This is a genomic window from Streptomyces sp. NPDC037054, assembly GCF_055606745.1.
The window spans coordinates 450,598-470,648 of sequence record NZ_JBVJSJ010000007.1 but is presented as its reverse complement, the minus strand read 5'-3'; the positions used below and the strand labels follow the sequence as shown (position 1 = coordinate 470,648).

The window sequence follows — 20,051 nt, the reverse complement described above, 5'->3', positions numbered from 1 at the left end:
CGATCTCGTCGGCTGCCGCGCACTCATGGCCTCAGTCTTGGGCCCACGGCTCAGCTGTCGCCATGGAGCGCGAGATGAACCCGCACCCGTGCATTCATCGAACGAGAGCGACAACACAGACATGCCTTCATTGACCAAGGCCGTTACCGGTTCCGGCCATTCCGCCTTGTCCGGACTGGTCGGCAATACCCCGCTGCTTCGTGTGTCGGAGCCGCTGGCCCCGGCCGGGCGTGGCTTCTGGGCGAAGCTGGAGGGGTTCAACCCCGGCGGTATCAAGGACCGACCGGGGCTGCACATGGTGGAGCGGGCCCGGGCCCGCGGCGAGCTGCGGCCCGGCGGCCGGATCATCGAGTCCACCAGCGGCACTCTGGGCCTGGGGCTGGCCCTGGCCGGGATGGTGTACGGCCACCCGGTCACCCTGGTCACCGATCCGGGACTGGAGTTGTCCATGACCCGGCTGCTGACCGCGTACGGCGCACAGGTCAACGTCGTCTCCGAGCCGCATCCCACGGGCGGCTGGCAGCAGGCCCGCCGCGAACGCGTGCAGCGTCTGCTGGAGCAGCACCCCGATTCCTGGTGCCCGGACCAGTACAACAACCCCGACAACGTCGCCGCCTATACCCCGCTGGCCCTCGAACTCGCCGCCGAGATGGGCCACATCGACGTACTGGTGTGCAGTGTCGGCACCGGCGGCCACTCGGCCGGCGTCTCACGAGTCTTGCGGCAGCTCTACCCGGAGCTGACCGTCGTCGGTGTGGACACACCGGGTTCGACGATCTTCGGTCAGCCCGCCCGGCCCCGGCTCATGCGCGGACTCGGCTCCAGCATCTACCCCCGCAACGTCGCCTACGAGCAGTTCTCCGAGGTCCACTGGGTGGCCCCGCACGAGGCCGTGGGGACCTGCCGCCAACTGGCCGCCTCCCACTACGCCACCGGCGGATGGAGCGTCGGCGCGGTCGCGCTGGTGGCCGGCTGGCTGGCCCGGACGATGCCCGCGGACGCACGGGTCGTCGCGATCTTCCCCGACGGCCCGCAGCGTTACCTGGGGACGGTCTACGACGACGACTACTGCGCCGCCCACGGCCTGCTGGACGCGCCTCCGGCGCCCGAACCGGAGCTGATCGGCCGCCTGGACGAGAAGGAGGTCACCCGCTGGACCCGGTGCACCACCGTGGTCGATCCCCTCACTCTGCGAGGCAGGGAGGACGACGTCGCGGAGGACGTCGCCGCCGTCGGGTCCGACTCCGCGGAGGAGGGCCGGTGAAGGGGTTGCTCACCCAAGTTCGGTCGTACGAACGCAGCGTCCAGCTGTTGATGGTGAACCAGTTCACCATCAACCTCGGTTTCTACATGCTGATGCCCTACCTGGCCGCCCACCTGTCCGGCACCCTCGGGCTGGCCGGCTGGATCGTCGGACTGGTCCTAGGCGTACGGAACTTCAGCCAGCAGGGCATGTTCCTCGTCGGCGGTACGCTTGCCGACCGGCTCGGCTACAAGCCGATGATCGTGGCCGGGTGTGTGCTGCGCACCCTCGGGTTCGCGACGCTCGGGCTGGTGGACTCGCTGCCTGCGCTGCTCGCCGCCTCGGCGGCCACCGGGCTGGCCGGGGCGCTGTTCAATCCGGCCGTACGGGCCTACCTCGCGGCCGACGCCGGGGAGCGCAGGGTCGAGGCGTTCGCCCTGTTCAACGTCTTCTACCAGACGGGAATCCTGCTGGGCCCGCTGGTGGGCATGGTGCTGACCGGGGTGGACTTCCGCATCACCTGCCTGGTGGCAGCCGGGATCTTCGCGCTGCTGAGCGTCGTACAGATCCGCGCGCTGCCCGCCCGGCGGGCCGAGAACGCCAAGTTGCAGCAGAGCGATGGCGGTCCGGGTGTGCTCGCCCAGTGGCGCGGCATCCTCGCCAACCGGCCGTTCCTGCTCTTCTCCGTCGCCATGATCGGCTCGTACGTCCTGTCCTTCCAGGTCTACCTGGCGCTGCCGCTGGAGGTGCGCCGGCTCGGCGGCGACGAGGAGTTCGGCACGGCGGCGGTGGCGGTGCTCTTCGCAGTCTCCGGGCTGAGCACGATCCTTTGCCAGACGCGGGTGACGGCGTGGTGCAAGGAGCGGTACGAGCCCGGGCAGGCGCTCGTGCGTGGGCTGGCGGCGATGGGCCTGGCCTTCGCACCTCTCCTGCTGGCCACCGCCGCCCCTGTACCGGAGTCCGGGATCGGGCTGTGGCTGCTCGCGGCCGTGCCGCCGACGCTCGCCGCGCTGCTGCTGGCCATCGGTACGATGATCGCCTACCCCTTCGAGATGGACACCATCGTCCGCCTCTCCGGTGACCGCCTCGTCGCCACCCACTACGGGCTCTACAACACGATCTGCGGCATCGGTATCACCGTCGGGAACCTGGGCACGGGCGCCGCGCTCGACGCCGCCCGCGCGGCCGGGATGCCCGCCTTGCCGTGGATCACGCTGATCGCGCTGGGACTGGCGTGCGCGGCCGCCCTGTACGGGCTGCACCGCACCGGCCGACTGGCGGCGCCGCCCGCCTCCGAGCCGCTGCCCGCCACCGTCTGACCCACGGTCCCGTCGGCCCAGGGGCGGGCACCGCACGGTGTCCCGCCCCTGCTCGGCCGTGACCTCTTCCTGGAGTTCTGATGCTCACCCGAGCCGAGCCCGTCGCGAAGCCGGCTCCATTGCACTTCCGGCCCTCCCGGGCGGTGCACTACGACACGGACCGCCTCGGCGATCCGACCGGCCTCCTCGCTCCGCCTTATGACGATCTCGGCGCCACCCGCGCCCGCGAACTGGGGCGCCGGCTGCGACAGTTCAGCGAACCGTGCGCGCGGCATCGCCGCACACGCAGGGCTTTCGCACTGGAGCAGCTCCCGAATCCGTAAGCCGGGAAGCCGCGGCCTGGAGAAGGGCCGCAGCCGTGAGCCTGACGACAGGATGACCAACTACCCGGCGCAGCAGTTCCGCCTGCCGGTTCACCGGCTCTCGCCCCCGACGAGCTCGTATCCGGCCTCGTCGACCGCGGAGGCGACGGCGCTGCGGTCCAGCGGTTGCTCGCTCGTCACCGTGACCTGGCCCGACGGCAGATCCACCTGGACGTCCTCCACTCCGGGGAGGCCGCTGACTTCGGATCTGACCGCCTGTACGCAGTGAGCACACGTCATGCCCTTGACGTCGTACACCTTCTGAACCATGTGCTTGCTCCTTCCCAAGAGGCTTCATGGTACCCCCGGGGGGTAACCATTCTTGGTGTGGGAATGTTCCCGCGGGCCCGACCCCGAGCCGTCCCACTTCCTCCCTCGCGCCGGCGTACGAGTCCCAGAGAAGTCCCAGACATGCCGCCGCACCCCTCCCTGACCCGCTGAATAGCAGGTCAGGCGGGGTGCGGCGGCATCGTCGTGTCAGATGTCCCGGAAGATCTCGATCTGCGCGCCGATTGAGTTCAGCCGCTCCGCCAGGTCCTCGTAACCCCGGTTGATGACATACACGTTGCGCAGCACCGACGTGCCCTCCGCCGCCATCATCGCCAGGAGGACGACCACCGCGGGGCGCAGGGCCGGCGGGCACATCATTTCCGCGGCGCGCCAGCGGGTCGGGCCCTCGACCAGGACGCGGTGCGGGTCGAGGAGCTGGAGACGGCCGCCGAGGCGGTTGAGGTCGGTGAGGTAGATCGCGCGGTTGTCGTAGACCCAGTCGTGGATCAGCGTCTTGCCCTGCGCGGTCGCCGCGATGGCCGCGAAGAACGGGACGTTGTCGATGTTCAGGCCCGGGAACGGCATCGGGTGGATCTTGTCGATCGGCGCCTCCAGCTTGGAGGGCCGGACGGTGAGGTCCACGAGCCGCGTACGGCCGTTGTCGGCGAAGTACTCCGCCGTGCGGTCGTGGTCGAGGCCCATCTCCTCCAGGACCGCCAGCTCGATCTCCAGGAACTCGATGGGGACGCGACGCACCGTCAGTTCCGACTCCGTCACCACGGCCGCGGCCAGCAGGCTCATCGCCTCGACCGGGTCCTCGGAGGGGGAGTAGTCCACGTCGACGTCGATGACCGGCACGCCGTGCACGGTCAGCGTGGTGGTGCCGATGCCCTCGACCCGCACGCCCAGCGTCTCCAGGAAGAAGCACAGGTCCTGGACCATGTAGTTCGAGGACGCGTTGCGGATGACCGTGACGCCGTCGTGCCGGGCGGCGGCGAGCAGCGCGTTCTCGGTCACCGTGTCGCCGCGCTCGGTCAGCACGATCGGGCGGTCCGGGCGGACGTCGCGGTCGACCACCGCGTGGTACTGGCCCTCGGTCGCCGCGACGTCCAGGCCGAACCGGCGCAGCGCGATCATGTGCGGCTCGATGGTGCGCGTACCGAGGTCGCAGCCGCCGGCGTACGGCAGCATGAAGCGGTCCATGCGGTGCAGCAGCGGGCCGAGGAACATGATGATGGAGCGGGTGCGCACCGCCGCCTCGGCGTCGATGGCCGCCATGTCCAGTTCGGCCGGCGGCACGATCTCCAGGTCCACGCCGTCGTTGATCCAGCGGGTGCGCACGCCGATGGAGTTGAGGACCTCCAGGAGGCGGTAGACCTCCTCGATGCGGGCGACCCGGCGCAGCACCGTGCGCCCCTTGTTGAGCAGCGAGGCGCACAACAGGGCCACGCAGGCGTTCTTGCTCGTCTTGACGTCGATGGCCCCGGACAGGCGCCGGCCGCCGACCACGCGCAGGTGCATCGGACCCGCGTAGCCCAGAGAGACGATTTCGCTGTCCAGCGCTTCGCCGATACGGGCGATCATCTCAAGGCTGATGTTCTGGTTGCCGCGCTCGATGCGGTTGACGGCGCTCTGGCTGGTGCCGAGCGCCTCGGCCAGCTGCGACTGTGTCCAGCCCCGGTGTTGCCGGGCGTCACGGATGAGCTTGCCGATGCGTACGAGGTAGTCGTCTGCCATGAGCTTGAGGTTATCTCAGATATGAGATGGCGCCTGTCCGGGGGGCCGTTCGGGTGACGGAACGTCAGCGCCGCCCGGCCGAACGGGTTCGACGCCATCCGAAAGGTCCGGGCAAATCCATCGATGTCGTACGACGTCCGGTACTGCTGCGCGTGTGACGCGGGCCGTGTGTGCCACCGGTGGTGATGGACCAGGAGCGCTTGTTGATGTTGAGCCGCACTCCCGGCAGGATCCGGAAACTCTTGCGGAACGTCAGGGGCATGCGCGCCTCCTCGTGGGTGTCGCTCGGACGAATCGGTCCATGACGGTTACCCCGGATCCGCCCGCCGATGGCCGCGGATGCCGCTTGCCGCCGCGTTGCCCCCGGCTGTCCGGAAAGCACGGTCGCTTCCGGCGCCCTCATTACGGTGGTCGTCGGCTGACACGCCACTACCGGACACGGCGGACTGGAGGACGGGTGGACGCGCGGGACACTCAGGGCGACGTCATCGGGTCGGGGGACGAGCACGGTGAGGCGGTGCACTCGGCGCGCCGGCTGAGGGCCACCGGGATCGGTGCCGTGGCCGTGCTGCTGTGGGCGTCGCTGGCATTGTTCACCACGCTGACCGGGCGGATACCGCCGTTCCAGCTGACCGCGATGGCCTTCGCGGTCGGCGGGATCATCGGGCTGCCCCGGGCCGTCCGCGGCGGCGGAGCGCTCGCCCGTGGACTGCCCGGCGGCGCCTGGGCGCTCGGCATCGGCGGCCTGTTCGGCTACCACTTCTTCTACTTCCTGGCCCTGCGCAACGCCCCCGCGGTCGACGCCGGCCTCATCGCCTACCTGTGGCCGCTGCTGATCGTCGTGTTCTCGGCGCTGCTGCCCGGCGAGCGGCTGCGCTGGTGGCACACGGCGGGCGCGGTGCTCGGCCTCGGCGGCACCTTCCTGCTGGTGACCGGCGGGCAGGGGGTGCAGCTTCGCGGTGAGTTCCTGCTCGGGTACACGGCAGCCGCCGTCTGCGCGCTGGTGTGGTCGGCGTACTCGGTGGCCAACCGCCGGTACCCTCAGGTGCCCACGGACATCGTCGCCTACTTCTGTCTGGCCACCGCGGCGCTCGCGGCCGTCTGCCACCTGCTGTTCGAGGACACGGTCCGGCCCGACGGCTGGCAGTGGCTCGCCGTGCTCGCTCTGGGCCTCGGCCCGGTCGGCGGCGCGTTCTACGTCTGGGACCACGGCACCAAACGCGGTGACATCCGGCTCCTGGGCACCTTCTCGTACTTCGCGCCGCTGCTGTCCACCGCGCTGCTGGTAGCGACCGGGCGGGCCGACGCGAGCTGGCCGGTCGCCGTCGCCAGCGTGCTGATCGCCGGCGGTGCCATGCTCGCCTCGGCGGACGTCCTGCGCTCGGCGCGCCGCCGGGGCTGAGCCGGGCTCCGCCACCGCGAGGGGGGCTGAGCCCGGCGGCCGGATCAGGCGTCCACGGGCCAGGTTCCCCGGCGGACCATTTCGGTGACCTTGTCGGCGCCGTTGGCGCGCACCAGGAGCTCCAGGCGCATGCGCTCGATGTCCTCGGCGCTCCACCGGTCGGTGGCCATGGTCGCCTTCTCGTGCGACCAGCCGTTGTCGTAGTGGCGTACGACGTAGTCCTTCTGGAACTCCCACATCTTCGTGCCCGGCAGGGGGGTGACGATGAAGGGGTTGGCGTACGCCATGCCGTGGCCCATGAGCGTGACCGCGTAGTCGATGGTCTTCTCGATCTGCTCCAGCGACTCGATGTACGGCTCGCCCCCGGGCCGCTCGGGCGGGTTGACGAAACCGAGCATGAAACCGCCGGTGACCTGGATGCCGTACTCGGTGAAGATCTCCACGATCTCGGCGGTCGCCTTCTGGAAGGCGTTGAGCCGGGGTTTGCCGGATTCGACCAGGCTGTCCTCGTTGGCGCTCTCCACCGCGAGGTAGACGCTGTAGCAGCCGCCGTCGGCCATGGCTTTGATCAGGTCCCGGCAGGTGAGCCCGGACCGCATCGCCGCGAGGATGTTGCGGAAGTTGGGGTTGCGCCGTTCGGCTTCGTCCATGCCGTCGGCGAACCGCTCGCCCAGGTGCAGCAGGACCAGGTTGAACAGGCTCAGGCCGCCCTCCTCGACCCAGGGCAGGTCGTGCTTGCGCAGCAGCTCGAAGATCCGCATCGCGTACAGCGGATCGTGCAGCAAGTGGTCGTCCTCGATGAGGACCTCGGTCACGCCCTGCTTGGTGATCTCGGCGAGATGCAGGTCGAACCAGTCGGCGCCGAGCGCCCGCCACGGGCCGTTCACCATCGGGATGTAGCAGAAGTCGCAGCCGACGTTGCATCCGATGGTCGAGAAGATCTGTGCCCAGGAGCCGTGGTCGCGCACCCGCTTGCCCGAGGAGTGGTAGCCCTGCTGGTACTGGCGCATGTCCAGCATCCCGAAGTCGGGCAGCGGCATCATGCCGAGCCGTTGGTCCAGCCCCTGCCGCTTGGGCAGGATCCGCATGTACGGCGACGTCGCGGTCGTCCGGACCACGGCACCGTCGGCGCGCCGGTAGGCGAGGCCGGGTACCGCGTCGATGTCGCCGCCCTCCTCGGTCAGGGCCCGCAGGAGAGCCGTGAAGGTCTGGTCGGCCTCGTTGATGACCACGTGATCGAAAGGGGAGTCCGGCACGGCGTACTGCCAGTCGCCGCTGGGGTGCGCGCCGCCCGTGACGGTCACGATCGCCGGATCGATGTCCTTGATCAGGTCGGCGAGGGCGCGTGCGTTGCCCCACTGGACGGTGTAGATGCACTGGACGCCGACGACGTCCGGCTCGAACTCCTCGATGACGGCCCGAAGTTGTGAGTCGTCGAGGCCGTAGCGGACGAGGCTGCTGCCGCTCCCGAGGTCGACGAGCCGGCGCTCCTGCTCCCAGCCGGCGAACGGCGAGTCGACGATACGGACGTCGAAGCCGGCGAGACGGGCGTTCGCCGCTATGCGCAGCAGCCCGATCGGGGTGCCTGCCCGCTTCATGACCTCGAACGTGTCCAGACCGAGCGCCCGGAAGCTGCTCCTCGGCGGTGAGGGCTCCACGACACGGGTGTACGAGGGCACGACGAGCAGCACGCGGGGCATCTCCCCGCGGGCGCGCCGCAGGGTGCCGGACCGCGACGTACGCAGGGACGGCCTGCCCAGATGCCGCAGCGGTGGGCGCTGCGGCGCACTGGAGAACTTGACGGTGGGACTTTCGATGAGCACGGGCGAATGGGAACCAGTTCGCGTCACGAGCGCTCCATCTGTCCGATTCGAATGGAGAATTCGTTCAGATCGTCACCCACTTCACACGGTCGGGTCAGCACGTCACGGATGAATGGCGTGAATCAGTACATGTGGCCATGCGTATCCGGCCTCATGTCCGCGAAGTGCGCCCCCGCCCGGCGCCGACCGCCGCCGATCCCGCCCCGCCCGGCCCGGCCCGGACATGACCGGCCGGGCCTCATGTACTAGAGTTATCTCGACATCGAGATATCTGCCGAGGCGCACCGCAGCCGCAGGCCGACATCGGGTCGGCAGTAAGGTTTGCCTAACTTAGCCTTACCTCAGCGGATCGGCCAGGACGTCGTGGCGGCAGGATGCGGTGGAACGCGCACATCAATGAAGGAGACTGTCGTGTCGGCGAACAGCTTCGACGCCCGCAGCACGCTGCAGGTGGGCGACGAGTCGTACGAGATCTTCCGGTTGGACAAGGTCGAGGGCTCCGCGCGCCTTCCCTACAGCCTGAAGGTGCTGCTGGAGAACCTGCTCCGCACCGAGGACGGCGCCAACATCACCGCCGACCACATCCGCGCCCTCGGCGGCTGGGACTCCCAGGCCCAGCCGTCGCAGGAGATCCAGTTCACGCCGGCGCGCGTGATCATGCAGGACTTCACCGGCGTGCCCTGTGTCGTGGACCTCGCCACCATGCGTGAGGCCGTCAAGGAGCTGGGCGGCGACCCGGCGAAGATCAACCCGCTGGCGCCGGCCGAGCTGGTCATCGACCACTCCGTCATCGCCGACAAGTTCGGCACGAACGAGGCCTTCGCGCAGAACGTCGAGCTGGAGTACGGCCGCAACAAGGAGCGCTACCAGTTCCTGCGCTGGGGCCAGACCGCGTTCGACGAGTTCAAGGTCGTCCCGCCCGGCACCGGCATCGTCCACCAGGTCAACATCGAGCACCTGGCCCGCACGGTCATGGTCCGGAACGGCCAGGCGTACCCCGACACCCTCGTCGGCACCGACTCGCACACCACGATGGTCAACGGCCTCGGCGTGCTCGGCTGGGGCGTCGGCGGCATCGAGGCCGAGGCCGCCATGCTCGGCCAGCCGGTCTCCATGCTGATCCCGCGCGTCGTCGGCTTCAAGCTGACCGGCGAGCTCCAGCCCGGCACCACCGCCACGGACCTCGTCCTCACCATCACCGAGATGCTGCGCAAGCACGGTGTCGTCGGCAAGTTCGTCGAGTTCTACGGCGAGGGCGTGGCCGCGACGAGCCTCGCCAACCGCGCCACCATCGGCAACATGTCGCCGGAGTTCGGCTCCACCGCCGCGATCTTCCCGATCGACGACGAGACGCTGAACTACCTGAAGCTCACCGGCCGTTCCGAGCAGCAGGTCGCGCTGGTCGAGGCGTACGCCAAGGAGCAGGGCCTCTGGCTGGACCCGAAGGCCGAGCCGGACTTCTCCGAGAAGCTGGAGCTGGACCTGTCGACGGTCGTCCCGTCGATCGCCGGCCCGAAGCGCCCGCAGGACCGCATCGTCCTCGCGAACGCCGCCGAGCAGTTCAAGCAGGACGTCCGCAACTACGTCGACACCGTGGACGAGGCGGGCCAGGAGTCCTTCCCGGCCTCCGACGCCCCGGCCGTCACGCCCAACGGCGCCCCGAGCAACCCGGTCCAGGTCACCGCCCCCGACGGCACGACCTACGAGCTGGACCACGGCGCGGTGACGGTCGCGGCCATCACCTCCTGCACCAACACCTCCAACCCGTACGTCATGGTCGCCGCCGCGCTGGTGGCCAAGAAGGCCGTCGAGAAGGGCCTGACCCGCAAGCCGTGGGTCAAGACCACCCTCGCCCCGGGCTCCAAGGTCGTCACCGACTACTTCGAGAAGGCGGGCCTGACCCCGTACCTCGACAAGGTCGGCTTCAACCTCGTCGGCTACGGCTGCACCACCTGCATCGGCAACTCCGGCCCGCTGCCGGAGGAGGTCTCCAAGGCCGTCAACGAGCACGACCTCGCGGTCACCTCGGTCCTCTCCGGCAACCGGAACTTCGAGGGCCGCATCAACCCGGACGTCAAGATGAACTACCTGGCGTCCCCGCCGCTGGTCGTTGCGTACGCCCTGGCCGGCTCGATGAAGGTGGACATCACCAAGGAGGCCCTGGGCGCCGACCAGGACGGCAACCCGGTCTACCTGAAGGACATCTGGCCGACCGAGGCCGAGGTCAACGAGGTCGTCGCGAGCGCCATCGGCGAGGACATGTTCTCCAAGTCCTACAGCGACGTCTTCGCGGGCGACGCGCAGTGGCAGGCGCTGCCGATCCCGACCGGCAACACCTTCGAGTGGGACCCGGAGTCCACCTACGTCCGCAAGCCCCCGTACTTCGAGGGCATGACGATCGAGACCACGCCGGTCTCGGACATCTCCGGCGCCCGCGTGCTCGCCAAGCTCGGCGACTCGGTCACCACCGACCACATCTCCCCGGCCGGTGCCATCAAGGCCGACACCCCGGCCGGCAAGTACCTCACGGAGCACGGCGTCGAGCGCCGCGACTTCAACAGCTACGGCTCGCGCCGCGGCAACCACGAGGTCATGATCCGCGGCACGTTCGCCAACATCCGCCTGCGCAACCAGATCGCGCCGGGCACCGAGGGCGGCTACACCCGCGACTTCACGCAGGACGGCGGGCCCGTCGCCTTCATCTACGACGCCTCGCAGAACTACCAGGCCGCCGGCATCCCGCTGGTCGTCCTGGCCGGCAAGGAGTACGGCTCCGGCTCGTCCCGCGACTGGGCGGCCAAGGGCACCGCGCTCCTCGGCGTCAAGGCCGTCATCGCCGAGTCCTACGAGCGCATCCACCGCTCGAACCTGATCGGCATGGGCGTCCTGCCGCTGCAGTTCCCCGAGGGCCAGTCCGCCCAGAGCCTCGGCCTGACCGGTGAGGAGACCTTCTCCATCTCCGGCGTCACCGAACTCAACGACGGCACCACCCCGCGCACGGTGAAGGTCACCACCGACACCGGCGTCGAGTTCGACGCGGTCGTCCGCATCGACACCCCCGGCGAGGCGGACTACTACCGCAACGGCGGCATCATGCAGTACGTGCTGCGCCAGCTCGTCGCTTCCTGACCCGACGTGAACGAGCGCCCTGCTCCCCGCATCCGGCGGGGAGCAGGGCGCTCGCGCGCATGTGGTGGTCGGTCACCGGGACGGGCGACCGTCAGCCCGAGAAGGCCAGGACGTACGACGCCGCGGTCGTCGCCGACGCCACGGCGTCCGTGATCGGGCAGGCCGTACGCGGCGGCCTGCCGGGGTGACGGACCACCTCCAGCAGGCACGCCACGACCTCCTCCTCACACCCCATGACCAGGCCCGGACGGGGCGCGTACTCCCGTCGCGGGAAGACACCCATCAGGCGCCGCTCGACCGGCACCAGCAGGCCCTGTGCGACCAGGGCCGTGCGGGTGCGGTCGAGGACGTCCGCGCCGAGCCGTTCGATCCACGTCCGGGGCGCGCGCGCCCGTGGAGCGAACAGCAGGCGTTCGAGAACCGAGTCCGCCACGGGATCGGGGTGGCGTCGCGCGCTGCGGACCAGGACCGCGGCGGGCGACACGGAGATCCGGCCCGCCCGCGCGAGTTCGTGGAGCGCCGCCCCGGCCGCACCGAAACCCAGCTCCGTCCGCCGCAGCGACGACCGCAGGGAACGCTCCTGACTCGCCCTCAGCACCAGTTCCGCCGAGAGCGCCGGCGACGGCGGCGACGGCACCACCGGTCAGACTCCGAGCCGCTGCTTCACCTCGGCGAAGAACGGGATGTGCCGGTAGTCGCCCGCGTCCTCGTCGTAGTCCGTGTAGCGGTTGGTGAAGGCGAGCAGTCCCGCCCGGACCTCGCTCACCGGCTCACTGTGGATGCGCCGCTCGACCGCCTGGATCTCGCCCAGGAAACGCGCGAGGACGTCCGCAAGCTCCGGGCGCAGATGGATCCGCCCGTCGAGCAGCGCGATCCCGCCGTTCTGCGACAGGTAGTTGAACAGCAGCTGGGAGGCGACCGCGTCGTAGTTGGGCCGCGGAATGCCCTCCACGGCATACCGCAGAAGCCTCTCGGCGAGGATGTACTCGTAGGCCGCGCGGGCCTGGTCCGCCGGCAGTTCGGGGTCGTTCAGGCACACCAGCATGGAGGACACGTCGACGCGCAGTTCCTCCAGACCGGCGAGGGGCTTGAGCTTCTTCGCGTTCAGGTAATCGGGAATGGGCATGTCGCCCTGCCGGTGGTGGAATTCGTGCAGCCGCACCCACCAGGAGGACGCCGCCTCGACCTGCTTGTCCTCGGCACCCTGGATGAGCGGGAAACTGCCGGGCGCCATCACCTCGTCGATCATCTTCCGCGTGATGCGGTTGTGCCGCTCCACGAACTTGTTGATGAAGTAGAAGATGAGGTCGTCGGGGTCCTGCCGGCCGTCGACGTGGTTCTCCGGGAAGAGGGCGACGACCACCCGGGAATTGAAGCCGTCCGAACACGCGGTGATGTTGACGGGCATGGTGTTGCTGCCGTAGCGCCTGGCCAGATGAGGATCGGTCGGCAGCGTCTCGTACGTCAGCCAGTCGAGCGAGAGCCGAGGGAAGTACGAGGCGTTGAAGAGGGAGAACAGATGACGGTCGCGCTCGCCGTTGATGTGCTCCTTGGTCCGCCGCAGGCGCGGGACGTCCTCCTCGCCGCCCAGGTGCTCCCGGAGGTCCTGCATGAAGGCCTGCGCCGCCGGCTGGTGACGCAGGTGGTCCGAGCAGTCCAACCGGTCCAGCAGTTCCGCGAGGAACTCGCGGCCGCAGACGTCCGCACCCTTCTCGATCCGCCCGCGTATCTCGTTGACTTCGTCGATGACCAGCTTGATCTCGTTCGACACCGCTACCGCCTCGTCCTCGTCGTGGGATAGTTCTGCCGTTTCCAGTACTCGAGGCCGCCGATCATCTCCTTGACCCGGAATCCCGCCGCCGCGAGTTTCGCGGCGGCCCTGGAACCCGCGTTGCAGCCCGGGCCCCAGCCGTAGGTGACGTAGACCGGCGCGGGGTCGAGCCCGCGCAGTCCCGCCTCCGTCATCTCGTCGTGGGGCATGCCGAGCGCGCCGGGCAGGCGTTCGTCTTCGTAGGCGGCCGTCGAACGTGCGTCGACGAGTACGAAGTCCGTCACTCCGGCGGACATGTCGTGGTGAACGTCGAATGGGTCGGTCTCGCAGGCGAGCCGTACCCGGAGGAAGTAGTCGAGCGCCGCCGCGGGTGCGGCCGCGGGGACCCCCAGCACGCGGGAGTGGACGTCCCGCCCGGTCACTTCATCCTCTGGCCGCGATCTGTCCCGTGTCCTGTGCGCTGTTGTCATGCGCGTCCTCCGCAATCCAGCTCTCGATAAGGAACTTGCCGATGGAGTCCGGCCGGTAGCCGTGCCCGGCCGCGATGTGGGAGCGCAGCTCGGCGGGGGTGAACCAGCGGGCCTCCACCACCTCCGTGCCGTCGACCGCCGTGGCGTCCGAGGAGGCCCGCGCCCGGAACGCCACCATGAGCCCGGCGGGGAACGGCCATGCCTGGGAGCCCTGGTAGACGACGTCCTCGACCACGACGCCGGCCTCTTCGAAGACCTCGCGGCGGACCGCGTCCTCGAGGCTCTCGCCGACCTCCACGAATCCGGCCAGGGTGCTGAACGCCTCCGGCCCGGCGCCGGAGTGCCGCCCCAGCAGACAGCGCCGGGGATCCCCGGCGCGTTCCACCAGGACGATCACCGCCGGTTCGATCCGGGGGAAGAGCAGCTTGCCGCAGTCGGCGCAGACCCGCAGATGGCCGCCGTTGCGGCTGTCGGCCCTCCCGCCGCAGGCACCGCAGAACCGCTGGTTGCGGTTCCAGTGCGTGAGACCGCGCGCGTAGGCGAGGAGTCCCGCCTCCGCGACGTCGAGGCCGGGGACGAGGGCGCGTACATCCTGGACGGCGTCGGCCCCGGCCATGGCCAGCGCCTCCTCCTCGGGCAGTGCGGACAGGTCGGCCGCGAACACCCCGGTCTCGCCGTCGAGCCCCAGGAACACCGGCTTGGCCGCAGCGAGCAGGCGACGGGCCCGGACCGTTCCGGGCGACACCGGTGCGCCGTCGCCGACCAGGCACCGGTCCCGCCAGAGCGGGACGACCCGGGCGTCGGGCCGGTCGGCCAGGCCCTTGATCCATTCGGCGTCGGCACGCCGGTCGCCGGCGCGGTCGAGTTCGAGTCCGGAGTAGTGCACGGACATGGTCCTGTCCTCTTTCGTCATTCCCGTACTGTGGGGCCGCTCAGCCCTGGCGCGCCCCGGCGGAGCGATCCGTGAGGGCAGCGCCGAGCAAGGCGAACTCGGCGGCCAGATCGTCCGGGCAGTCGTCCAGGAGGCCCGAGACAGCGTCCCACACCACTCGTGCCGACCTGACCAGCAAATGCTCCTGTTGCGGCGTCAGGAAGTGCTGGAACTGCAGCATTTCCAGCGGAGCCGCGACCTGCACCAGGACGTGGTCCGGCAGCTCCATCAGCCAGGCGTCGTACCGGTCCGCCTCGATGATGCGTTCCACCGCGGAACGCAACGCGTCGATGTGGACGTCTTCCTGCGGTCGTCTGCGCCACATGGCGTTCGTCTAGTCCTCGTAGCGGATGGGCTCGTACGCGGCGAGTCGTTCGAAGTCCCGGTACAGGGTGTCGTAGTCACGGTTGCGCACGAGGAAGGTGCCGCCGTTGTCGATGAGCGAGGCTCCCTGCCCGATCTCCTCACCCACCCGGACCTTCCACTTCATCTCGACCTCGCTCTCCAGGTCGGGGAGGACGAGTTCGGCGACGACACCCGGCCGCTTGGGCAGTACGGCGTCGAAGCAGTACACCTGCTCCTGGTCCCAGGGCCTGCTCTCCAGACCGGCCTCGATCTCGAAGGCCAGGTTGAGCAGCGCCACGGCGTAGTTCTGCTGCATGGCGGCGAGGCCGGCGAGGCCCTTGAAGCGTGCTCCCACCTCCAGGAACACCAGTTCGTCGTCCTTGGTGTGGAACAGCTCCAGGTGGCTGGCGCCGTCCAGCTTGCCGAGGGCGTCGAGCACCGTCTCGGCGAAGGCGATCATGCGCGGCACGCGCGGGTCGGAGTCGATCAGGTTGATGTCCGCGTTCACCCGGCCGTTCTGCACCTCGGTCGAGTTGACCAGGTACTCCGTCACCCCGCCGAAGACGGTCTTCCCGTCCTTGACGACCAGGTTGACGCTGTACATGGTGCCGTCGATGTGCTCCTCGTACTCGTAGCTGCGGCCCAGGTCCGACGGCAGCGCGAAGAAGTCGTCCGCCGAGAAGATCTTGTACACGCCGTCCGCGGAGGCGGCGTCGACCGGCTTCAGGACGAACGGCATGCCGACGTCGGCGACGACGGCCTTCAGGCAGGCCGCCGGATCGTCGGTGAAGGCCTGCTGGTCGAAGCGGCCGAAGCGGGGCACGCGCAGACCGGTGCCGGCCAGCTTCTCCTTCATCAGGCACTTGTCCCGGTACGGCAGCAACTGCTCGTAGGTCGGACCCGCCAGCCCGAACTCCTCACGGAGCTCGGCCGTCAGGAGCAGGTTGCGCTCGTCGAAGCAGTGCAGGGTGAGCTCGTCCGGGCCGGTCTCGGCCACCAGCTCGCGCACGATCGCCCGGGCCGCGGCGGGGTCGACGATCGACGACTCGGTGTACGAGGGGTCGGCGAGCCCGCACGGCACCGTGTGGATCCGGTGGAAGTAGGCCCGTTCGGCCTCCGAGACGTTGACGCTGTCCTGTTCGGAGAAGATGCCCACGAACCGGACCCGGTCGGGCTCCACGAGCAGGTCGTGGCGGAACACCCCGAAGCCGCGCGTCGATATCACTGCCACGGTCTTCATGCACTTTCTCCGATCATCGTCATGTTCTTCGTGCGTGTGCGCTTTTCCAGTGCCAGCAGCAGGGGAACGGCCAGCAGGCTCAGTCCGAGCAGGAAGAGCATCGGCAGGACCTCGCCGCGTGCGAGCAGGAAGGTGAGCAGGCCCGGTGCGGCGACCTCGCCGACGGTCCAGGACAACTGGTAGGTGGCCAGGTAGCGGCCGCGAATGTGGTCGGGGGCCATCGAGACGCTCAGCGTGTCGAGGGCGGGGAACGCGATGACCTCGGCGAGGGTGAAGACGACCATCGCGAGGAACAGACCGGCGTACGTCACGGCGCCGGGTGTCGTGTACAGCACCGCGAACAGTCCGAAGGCCGCGGCGTTGAGGACCGCTGCCAGCATGACCGCCCGGGTCATCCGCGAACCCGCGGTCCGCTTGGCCACCAGCGTCTGGGTGAGGGACACCTGGAGGGCGTTGACGACAATGAGCGTTCCGGCGATCCAGGCCGGGAGGTCCAGCACGTCGACGATGTAGATCGCCAGCAACACCTTGATCAGCATCTGGCCGAAGACCTGGGTGGCGTTGACGCCGATCAGAAGGGTGTACGGGACGTCCCGGAGCACAGTGGCGTAGCCGGCCGCGGGCTTCTCGGCCCCGCCCGCCGGTCCGGGCGCGCCGTCCGCCCCGGCCGGCGGGGGTTCGGACACCGGCGCCTCGTGGGGCACCGGCTTCCACAGGAACAGCAGGGTCGCCGCCAGGACGTAACTCGCCGCGTTCCCGACGACGATGGCGTGCAGGGCGTTCCCTTCACCCAGGGCGAAGGCGAAGGCGGCCAGCGCGCCGCCGATCCCCATGGCGGTGTTGCGCAGCGCCGTCATGAAGCCGAACCACATGGTGCGCCGGTCCTCGGACGAGGCGAGCACCACCAGGCCGCTGCTCGACGTCCAGTACGCCGTGTGGCCGACCTGCACCAGGAAGACCACGACGACGATCTGCCAGAGGGAATCGGCCAGGAGGAACCCGAGATAGCCGACGACCGAGACGAGGTTGCCGTACGCCGCGGTCATCCGCGCGGTGAACCGGTCGATCAGCGGGCCCACGACGATCGACGCGGGGAGGGCGATCAACCGTGCCACCGTCATCGCGGCGCCGATCGCGGCGACGGACACGGAGGTCGTCCTGGCGAAGTACACCACGGTGAACGCCATGATCAGCCCGGTGCCGAGGCTGTCGATGAGGCTCGCCGAGACGAACCTGCCGTTGCCCTTCAGCCGTGGTACGCCGAGTCTTTGCCATATCGGCTCGGGTGCGAGGGTTGCTGCCACTGTCCCGGCTCTCTCTCGTGTCTCTCGTGTCGCTCGAACGGCGCGTGCCGCTCGTGGGGGAGGGGTGAGCCGGCCGGCTCAGTCGGCGGCGGGGCGGGTGACGACCCGTACCCTGCCGATGAGCGCGTCGAGACGCTCGATGGCGGCCTCGGTGGTCTCCGCGGTGACCAGCACCTGGACGTGGCGGCCGAAGTTGTCGCTCATGGGCTCGATCCGGTCGCCCGGATTCACGTACACGTCGACGCCGAACACGCCCTTCTCGGACCGCAGTTCCTCGACGCCTTCCACGGACTCGACGATGCCCGGCTGCCCGTTCACCCACTTGGTGGCGGCGCCCAGGACGGCCTTGGGCCGTTCGGTGAGCGCGGGCAGCCGCCGCATCGGCCAGCCGGAGGCGTACTGCTCGATGTCGAAGCCGTGGGTGACCGCCATGAAGTCGAGGAGCCGGTCGCCCGCCACCCGGTCGTGGCCCTCGATGATGCGCGGACCCTTGGAGGAGAGTTTCACCTCGGTGTGGCCGACGCCGTCCCGCAGACCCATGGCCGTCAGGAAGCCGGTGACGTGCTCCACGATCGTGGCCTCGTCCTCCTCGGGGAGGACGGCCGGGAGCGCGTGGCCCATCTCGATGACTCCGTCGGCGAACTTGCCGGTGATCGAGACGACGATGTGCCGGCCCTCGAACGAGAAGCTCTCCACGCTGTACTCGACGCCGTCGATGTACTCCTCGGCGATGAAGCGGTCCACGGGGTAGAACGTGGCCATCGGCAGATCGCCGCGCCCGCGCAGGCCGTTCAGCTCCGCCCAGGCCGCGTCCGTCTCCCCGGGATCCGCGATGACCGCGATGCCCCTGCTCGCCGTGCCGTCCAGCGGCTTGACGACCACGGGGAAGCCGTACTTCTCGCCGAAGGCCCGGATGTCGCCGGCCGAGGCGACCTCGGCGCAGCCGACCGACTCGAACCCGGTGGTGTGCAGCCACTCCCGCATCCGGTGCTTGTCGTGGAAGCGCCGGGCCACCTCGTAGGAGGTGCCGCCGAGCCCGAGCATGTCGTTGATGCGTCCGGCCAGTTCGGTCGCCTGCTCCACCAGGGTCATGACCGCGCTGAAGCCGTACGCCTCGTGCGCGGCCCGCACGAGGGGCCGGGTCACCTCCCAGTCGAGATAGTCGACCAGGAGGAGGACGTCGGCGACCTCGGCCTGGCCCGGCAGCAGCCGCTCCTTGTGCTGGAGGAACACGATCCGCAGGCCGAGCTCCTTGGCCTTCTTCAGTGCCTCCAGCCGTCCGCCGATGATCAGGATGGTGTCGGTGGCGTCGTGGTTCACGGGGGCGGTTCCTCCGGTGGTCGCGGTCATGAGGCAGCCGCCGCGGGGGTGCGGCCGTTGTCGGCGGAGCGCGGGCCGGCGCCTTCCGCCTCGTCGTACAGGGCCTCGACGATGATCTCCAGGCCGCGCAGCAGGTTGCTGTCCTCGATGGTCAGCGGCGGAAGGATCTTGACCACCTCGCTGTCACGGCCGCAGGTCTCCACGATCAGTCCGCGTTCGAAGCAGCGGCGGGAGATCGCGGCGCCCGAGATCCCCGCGCCGCTCAGGTCGATGCCGTGGATCAGGCCACGGCCGCGTACCCGGGCGCGGAACCGGGACGTCACCTCACGCCGGAGGAAGTCGGCGACGGCCTCCCCCTTGCGGCGCACCTGCGCACCGAACGCGGGATCCGCGCCGTCCGCCCAGTGCGCGCGGACGGCCGCCGCGGCGGCGACGAAGGCGAGCTGATTGCCGCGGAAGGTGCCGCTGTGCTGCCCCGGCTTCCAGACGTCGTACTCGGGCTTGATCAGCAGCAGCGCCATCGGCAGGCCGTAGCCGCTGATCGACTTGGAGAGGGCGACCAGGTCCGGCTGGATCCCGGCCTGTTCGAACGAGAAGAACGCGCCGGTGCGGCCGCAGCCGACCTGGATGTCGTCGACGATCAGCAGCACCCCGTGGGTGTCGCACCAACGCCGCAACCCGGCCAGGAACGCGTCGGGCGCCACGTACACCCCGCCCTCGCACTGGACCGTCTCCAGCAGCACGGCGGCCGGCGTCTCGACGCCGGAGCTGGTGTCGCCGACCATCCGGTCCAGGAGGTCCAGGCTGTCGAACGGCCCCATGGGCGAGTCCGGGTAGGGCACGTGGGTGACGCCGGCCAGCGTGGGGCGCAGACCGTCCTTGTAGTAGCCGGCGCCGATGGCGGCGAGTGCCCCGGTGCTCATGCCGTGGAAGCCGCCGCCGAAGGCGACGACATTGGTGCGGCCGGTGACCAGGCGGGCGACCTTCAGCGCGGCCTCCACCGCGTTGGTTCCCGACGGGCTGCAGAACTGCACCTTGTGGTCCAGGCCGCGTGGCTGGAGCACGTGCGCCCGGAAGACCTCCAGGAAGTCCTGCTTGGCCGCGGTGGCCATGTCGAGCGCGTGCGTCAGTCCGTCCCGCTGCAGGTAGTCGATCAGGGCCTGCTTGGCGAACGCCGGGTTGTGGCCGTAGTTCAACGCGCCCGCGCCGGCGAAGAAGTCGAGGTAGCGGGTTCCGTCGGCGCACACCAGGTGGTCCTGCCGAGCGGTCGCGAAGGTGGCGGGGAAGGACCGCGAGTACGAACGGACCGCCGATTCACGGTCGTCGAACACCTCGGCCAGGCCTGGGCCCTGAGTCATGGTTCCCTCTCTGCGGGGTCCGGTCAT

At 69.6% G+C, this 20,051-nt stretch carries 17 protein-coding genes; 4 read left to right on the top strand and 13 right to left on the bottom strand.

Annotation, left to right across the window (positions count from 1 at the left end; all coding sequences use genetic code 11):
- Positions 1-121 precede the first annotated feature (121 nt).
- Positions 122-1,264 carry a PLP-dependent cysteine synthase family protein gene (locus ACZ7D7_RS19935; RefSeq protein WP_470825814.1) on the top strand — a complete coding sequence of 381 codons (1,143 nt, stop codon included), beginning with the start codon at positions 122-124 and terminating at the stop codon, positions 1,262-1,264.
- A complete protein-coding gene (locus ACZ7D7_RS19930) occupies positions 1,261-2,562 on the top strand; it encodes an MFS transporter (protein ID WP_470825813.1) in 1,302 nt (433 codons plus the stop codon). Before ACZ7D7_RS19935 ends, ACZ7D7_RS19930 begins: the two co-directional genes overlap by 4 nt.
- A 413-nt stretch (positions 2,563-2,975) precedes the next feature.
- On the opposite strand, the gene ACZ7D7_RS19925 is transcribed toward ACZ7D7_RS19930, so the two are convergent.
- The 3 genes from ACZ7D7_RS19925 to ACZ7D7_RS19915 all read right to left on the bottom strand — a co-directional run bounded on the left by ACZ7D7_RS19925 (position 2,976) and on the right by ACZ7D7_RS19915 (position 5,193).
- On the bottom strand, positions 2,976-3,194 hold the full coding sequence (locus ACZ7D7_RS19925; protein ID WP_470825811.1) for a heavy-metal-associated domain-containing protein: 219 nt from the start codon (positions 3,192-3,194) through the stop codon (positions 2,976-2,978).
- A 207-nt stretch (positions 3,195-3,401) separates the two neighbouring features.
- On the bottom strand, positions 3,402-4,931 hold the full coding sequence (locus tag ACZ7D7_RS19920) for a helix-turn-helix domain-containing protein (protein WP_470825810.1): 1,530 nt from the start codon (positions 4,929-4,931) through the stop codon (positions 3,402-3,404).
- A gap of 64 nt (positions 4,932-4,995) precedes the next feature.
- A complete protein-coding gene (locus tag ACZ7D7_RS19915) occupies positions 4,996-5,193 on the bottom strand; it encodes a DUF4236 domain-containing protein (RefSeq protein WP_470825808.1) in 198 nt (65 codons plus the stop codon).
- A gap of 195 nt (positions 5,194-5,388) precedes the next feature.
- Between ACZ7D7_RS19915 and yddG the strand changes: the two genes are divergently transcribed.
- Complete coding sequence (yddG, locus tag ACZ7D7_RS19910) at positions 5,389-6,333, top strand: aromatic amino acid exporter YddG (protein WP_470825807.1); 945 nt, start codon at positions 5,389-5,391, stop codon at positions 6,331-6,333.
- Between the two features lie 44 nt (positions 6,334-6,377).
- Here yddG and ACZ7D7_RS19905 read toward each other — a convergent pair whose 3' ends face one another.
- Positions 6,378-8,156, bottom strand: coding sequence for a B12-binding domain-containing radical SAM protein (locus ACZ7D7_RS19905; RefSeq protein WP_470825806.1), 1,779 nt, complete (start codon positions 8,154-8,156; stop codon positions 6,378-6,380).
- A gap of 411 nt (positions 8,157-8,567) precedes the next feature.
- Between ACZ7D7_RS19905 and acnA the strand changes: the two genes are divergently transcribed.
- Positions 8,568-11,285, top strand: coding sequence for an aconitate hydratase AcnA (acnA, locus tag ACZ7D7_RS19900; protein WP_470825805.1), 2,718 nt, complete (start codon positions 8,568-8,570; stop codon positions 11,283-11,285).
- 91 nt (positions 11,286-11,376) lie between these two features.
- On the opposite strand, the gene ACZ7D7_RS19895 is transcribed toward acnA, so the two are convergent.
- The 9 genes from ACZ7D7_RS19895 to ACZ7D7_RS19855 all read right to left on the bottom strand — a co-directional run bounded on the left by ACZ7D7_RS19895 (position 11,377) and on the right by ACZ7D7_RS19855 (position 20,024).
- Entirely contained in the window at positions 11,377-11,925 is a 549-nt protein-coding gene (locus tag ACZ7D7_RS19895; protein ID WP_470825804.1) for a GOLPH3/VPS74 family protein, read from the bottom strand.
- 3 nt (positions 11,926-11,928) lie between these two features.
- Positions 11,929-13,056: a DUF6421 family protein gene (locus tag ACZ7D7_RS19890; RefSeq protein ID WP_470825803.1), complete on the bottom strand. Its 1,128-nt coding sequence runs from the start codon at positions 13,054-13,056 to the stop codon at positions 11,929-11,931.
- Between the two features lie 2 nt (positions 13,057-13,058).
- Complete coding sequence (locus ACZ7D7_RS19885; RefSeq protein WP_470825802.1) at positions 13,059-13,478, bottom strand: rhodanese-like domain-containing protein; 420 nt, start codon at positions 13,476-13,478, stop codon at positions 13,059-13,061.
- A gap of 1 nt (position 13,479) precedes the next feature.
- Entirely contained in the window at positions 13,480-14,439 is a 960-nt protein-coding gene (gene nudC, locus ACZ7D7_RS19880) for an NAD(+) diphosphatase (RefSeq protein WP_470825801.1), read from the bottom strand.
- A 19-nt stretch (positions 14,440-14,458) separates the two neighbouring features.
- Entirely contained in the window at positions 14,459-14,782 is a 324-nt protein-coding gene (locus ACZ7D7_RS19875; RefSeq protein ID WP_470825799.1) for a hypothetical protein, read from the bottom strand.
- Positions 14,783-14,791: 9 nt separating this feature from the next.
- Positions 14,792-16,042, bottom strand: coding sequence for an ATP-grasp domain-containing protein (locus tag ACZ7D7_RS19870; protein WP_470825798.1), 1,251 nt, complete (start codon positions 16,040-16,042; stop codon positions 14,792-14,794).
- Complete coding sequence (locus ACZ7D7_RS19865; protein ID WP_470825797.1) at positions 16,039-17,346, bottom strand: MFS transporter; 1,308 nt, start codon at positions 17,344-17,346, stop codon at positions 16,039-16,041. The genes ACZ7D7_RS19870 and ACZ7D7_RS19865 overlap by 4 nt, the downstream gene beginning before the upstream one ends.
- 78 nt (positions 17,347-17,424) lie before the next feature.
- Complete coding sequence (locus ACZ7D7_RS19860) at positions 17,425-18,666, bottom strand: ATP-grasp domain-containing protein (protein WP_470825795.1); 1,242 nt, start codon at positions 18,664-18,666, stop codon at positions 17,425-17,427.
- Positions 18,667-18,692: 26 nt separating this feature from the next.
- Complete coding sequence (locus tag ACZ7D7_RS19855; RefSeq protein WP_470825793.1) at positions 18,693-20,024, bottom strand: diaminobutyrate--2-oxoglutarate transaminase; 1,332 nt, start codon at positions 20,022-20,024, stop codon at positions 18,693-18,695.
- Positions 20,025-20,051 lie beyond the last annotated feature (27 nt).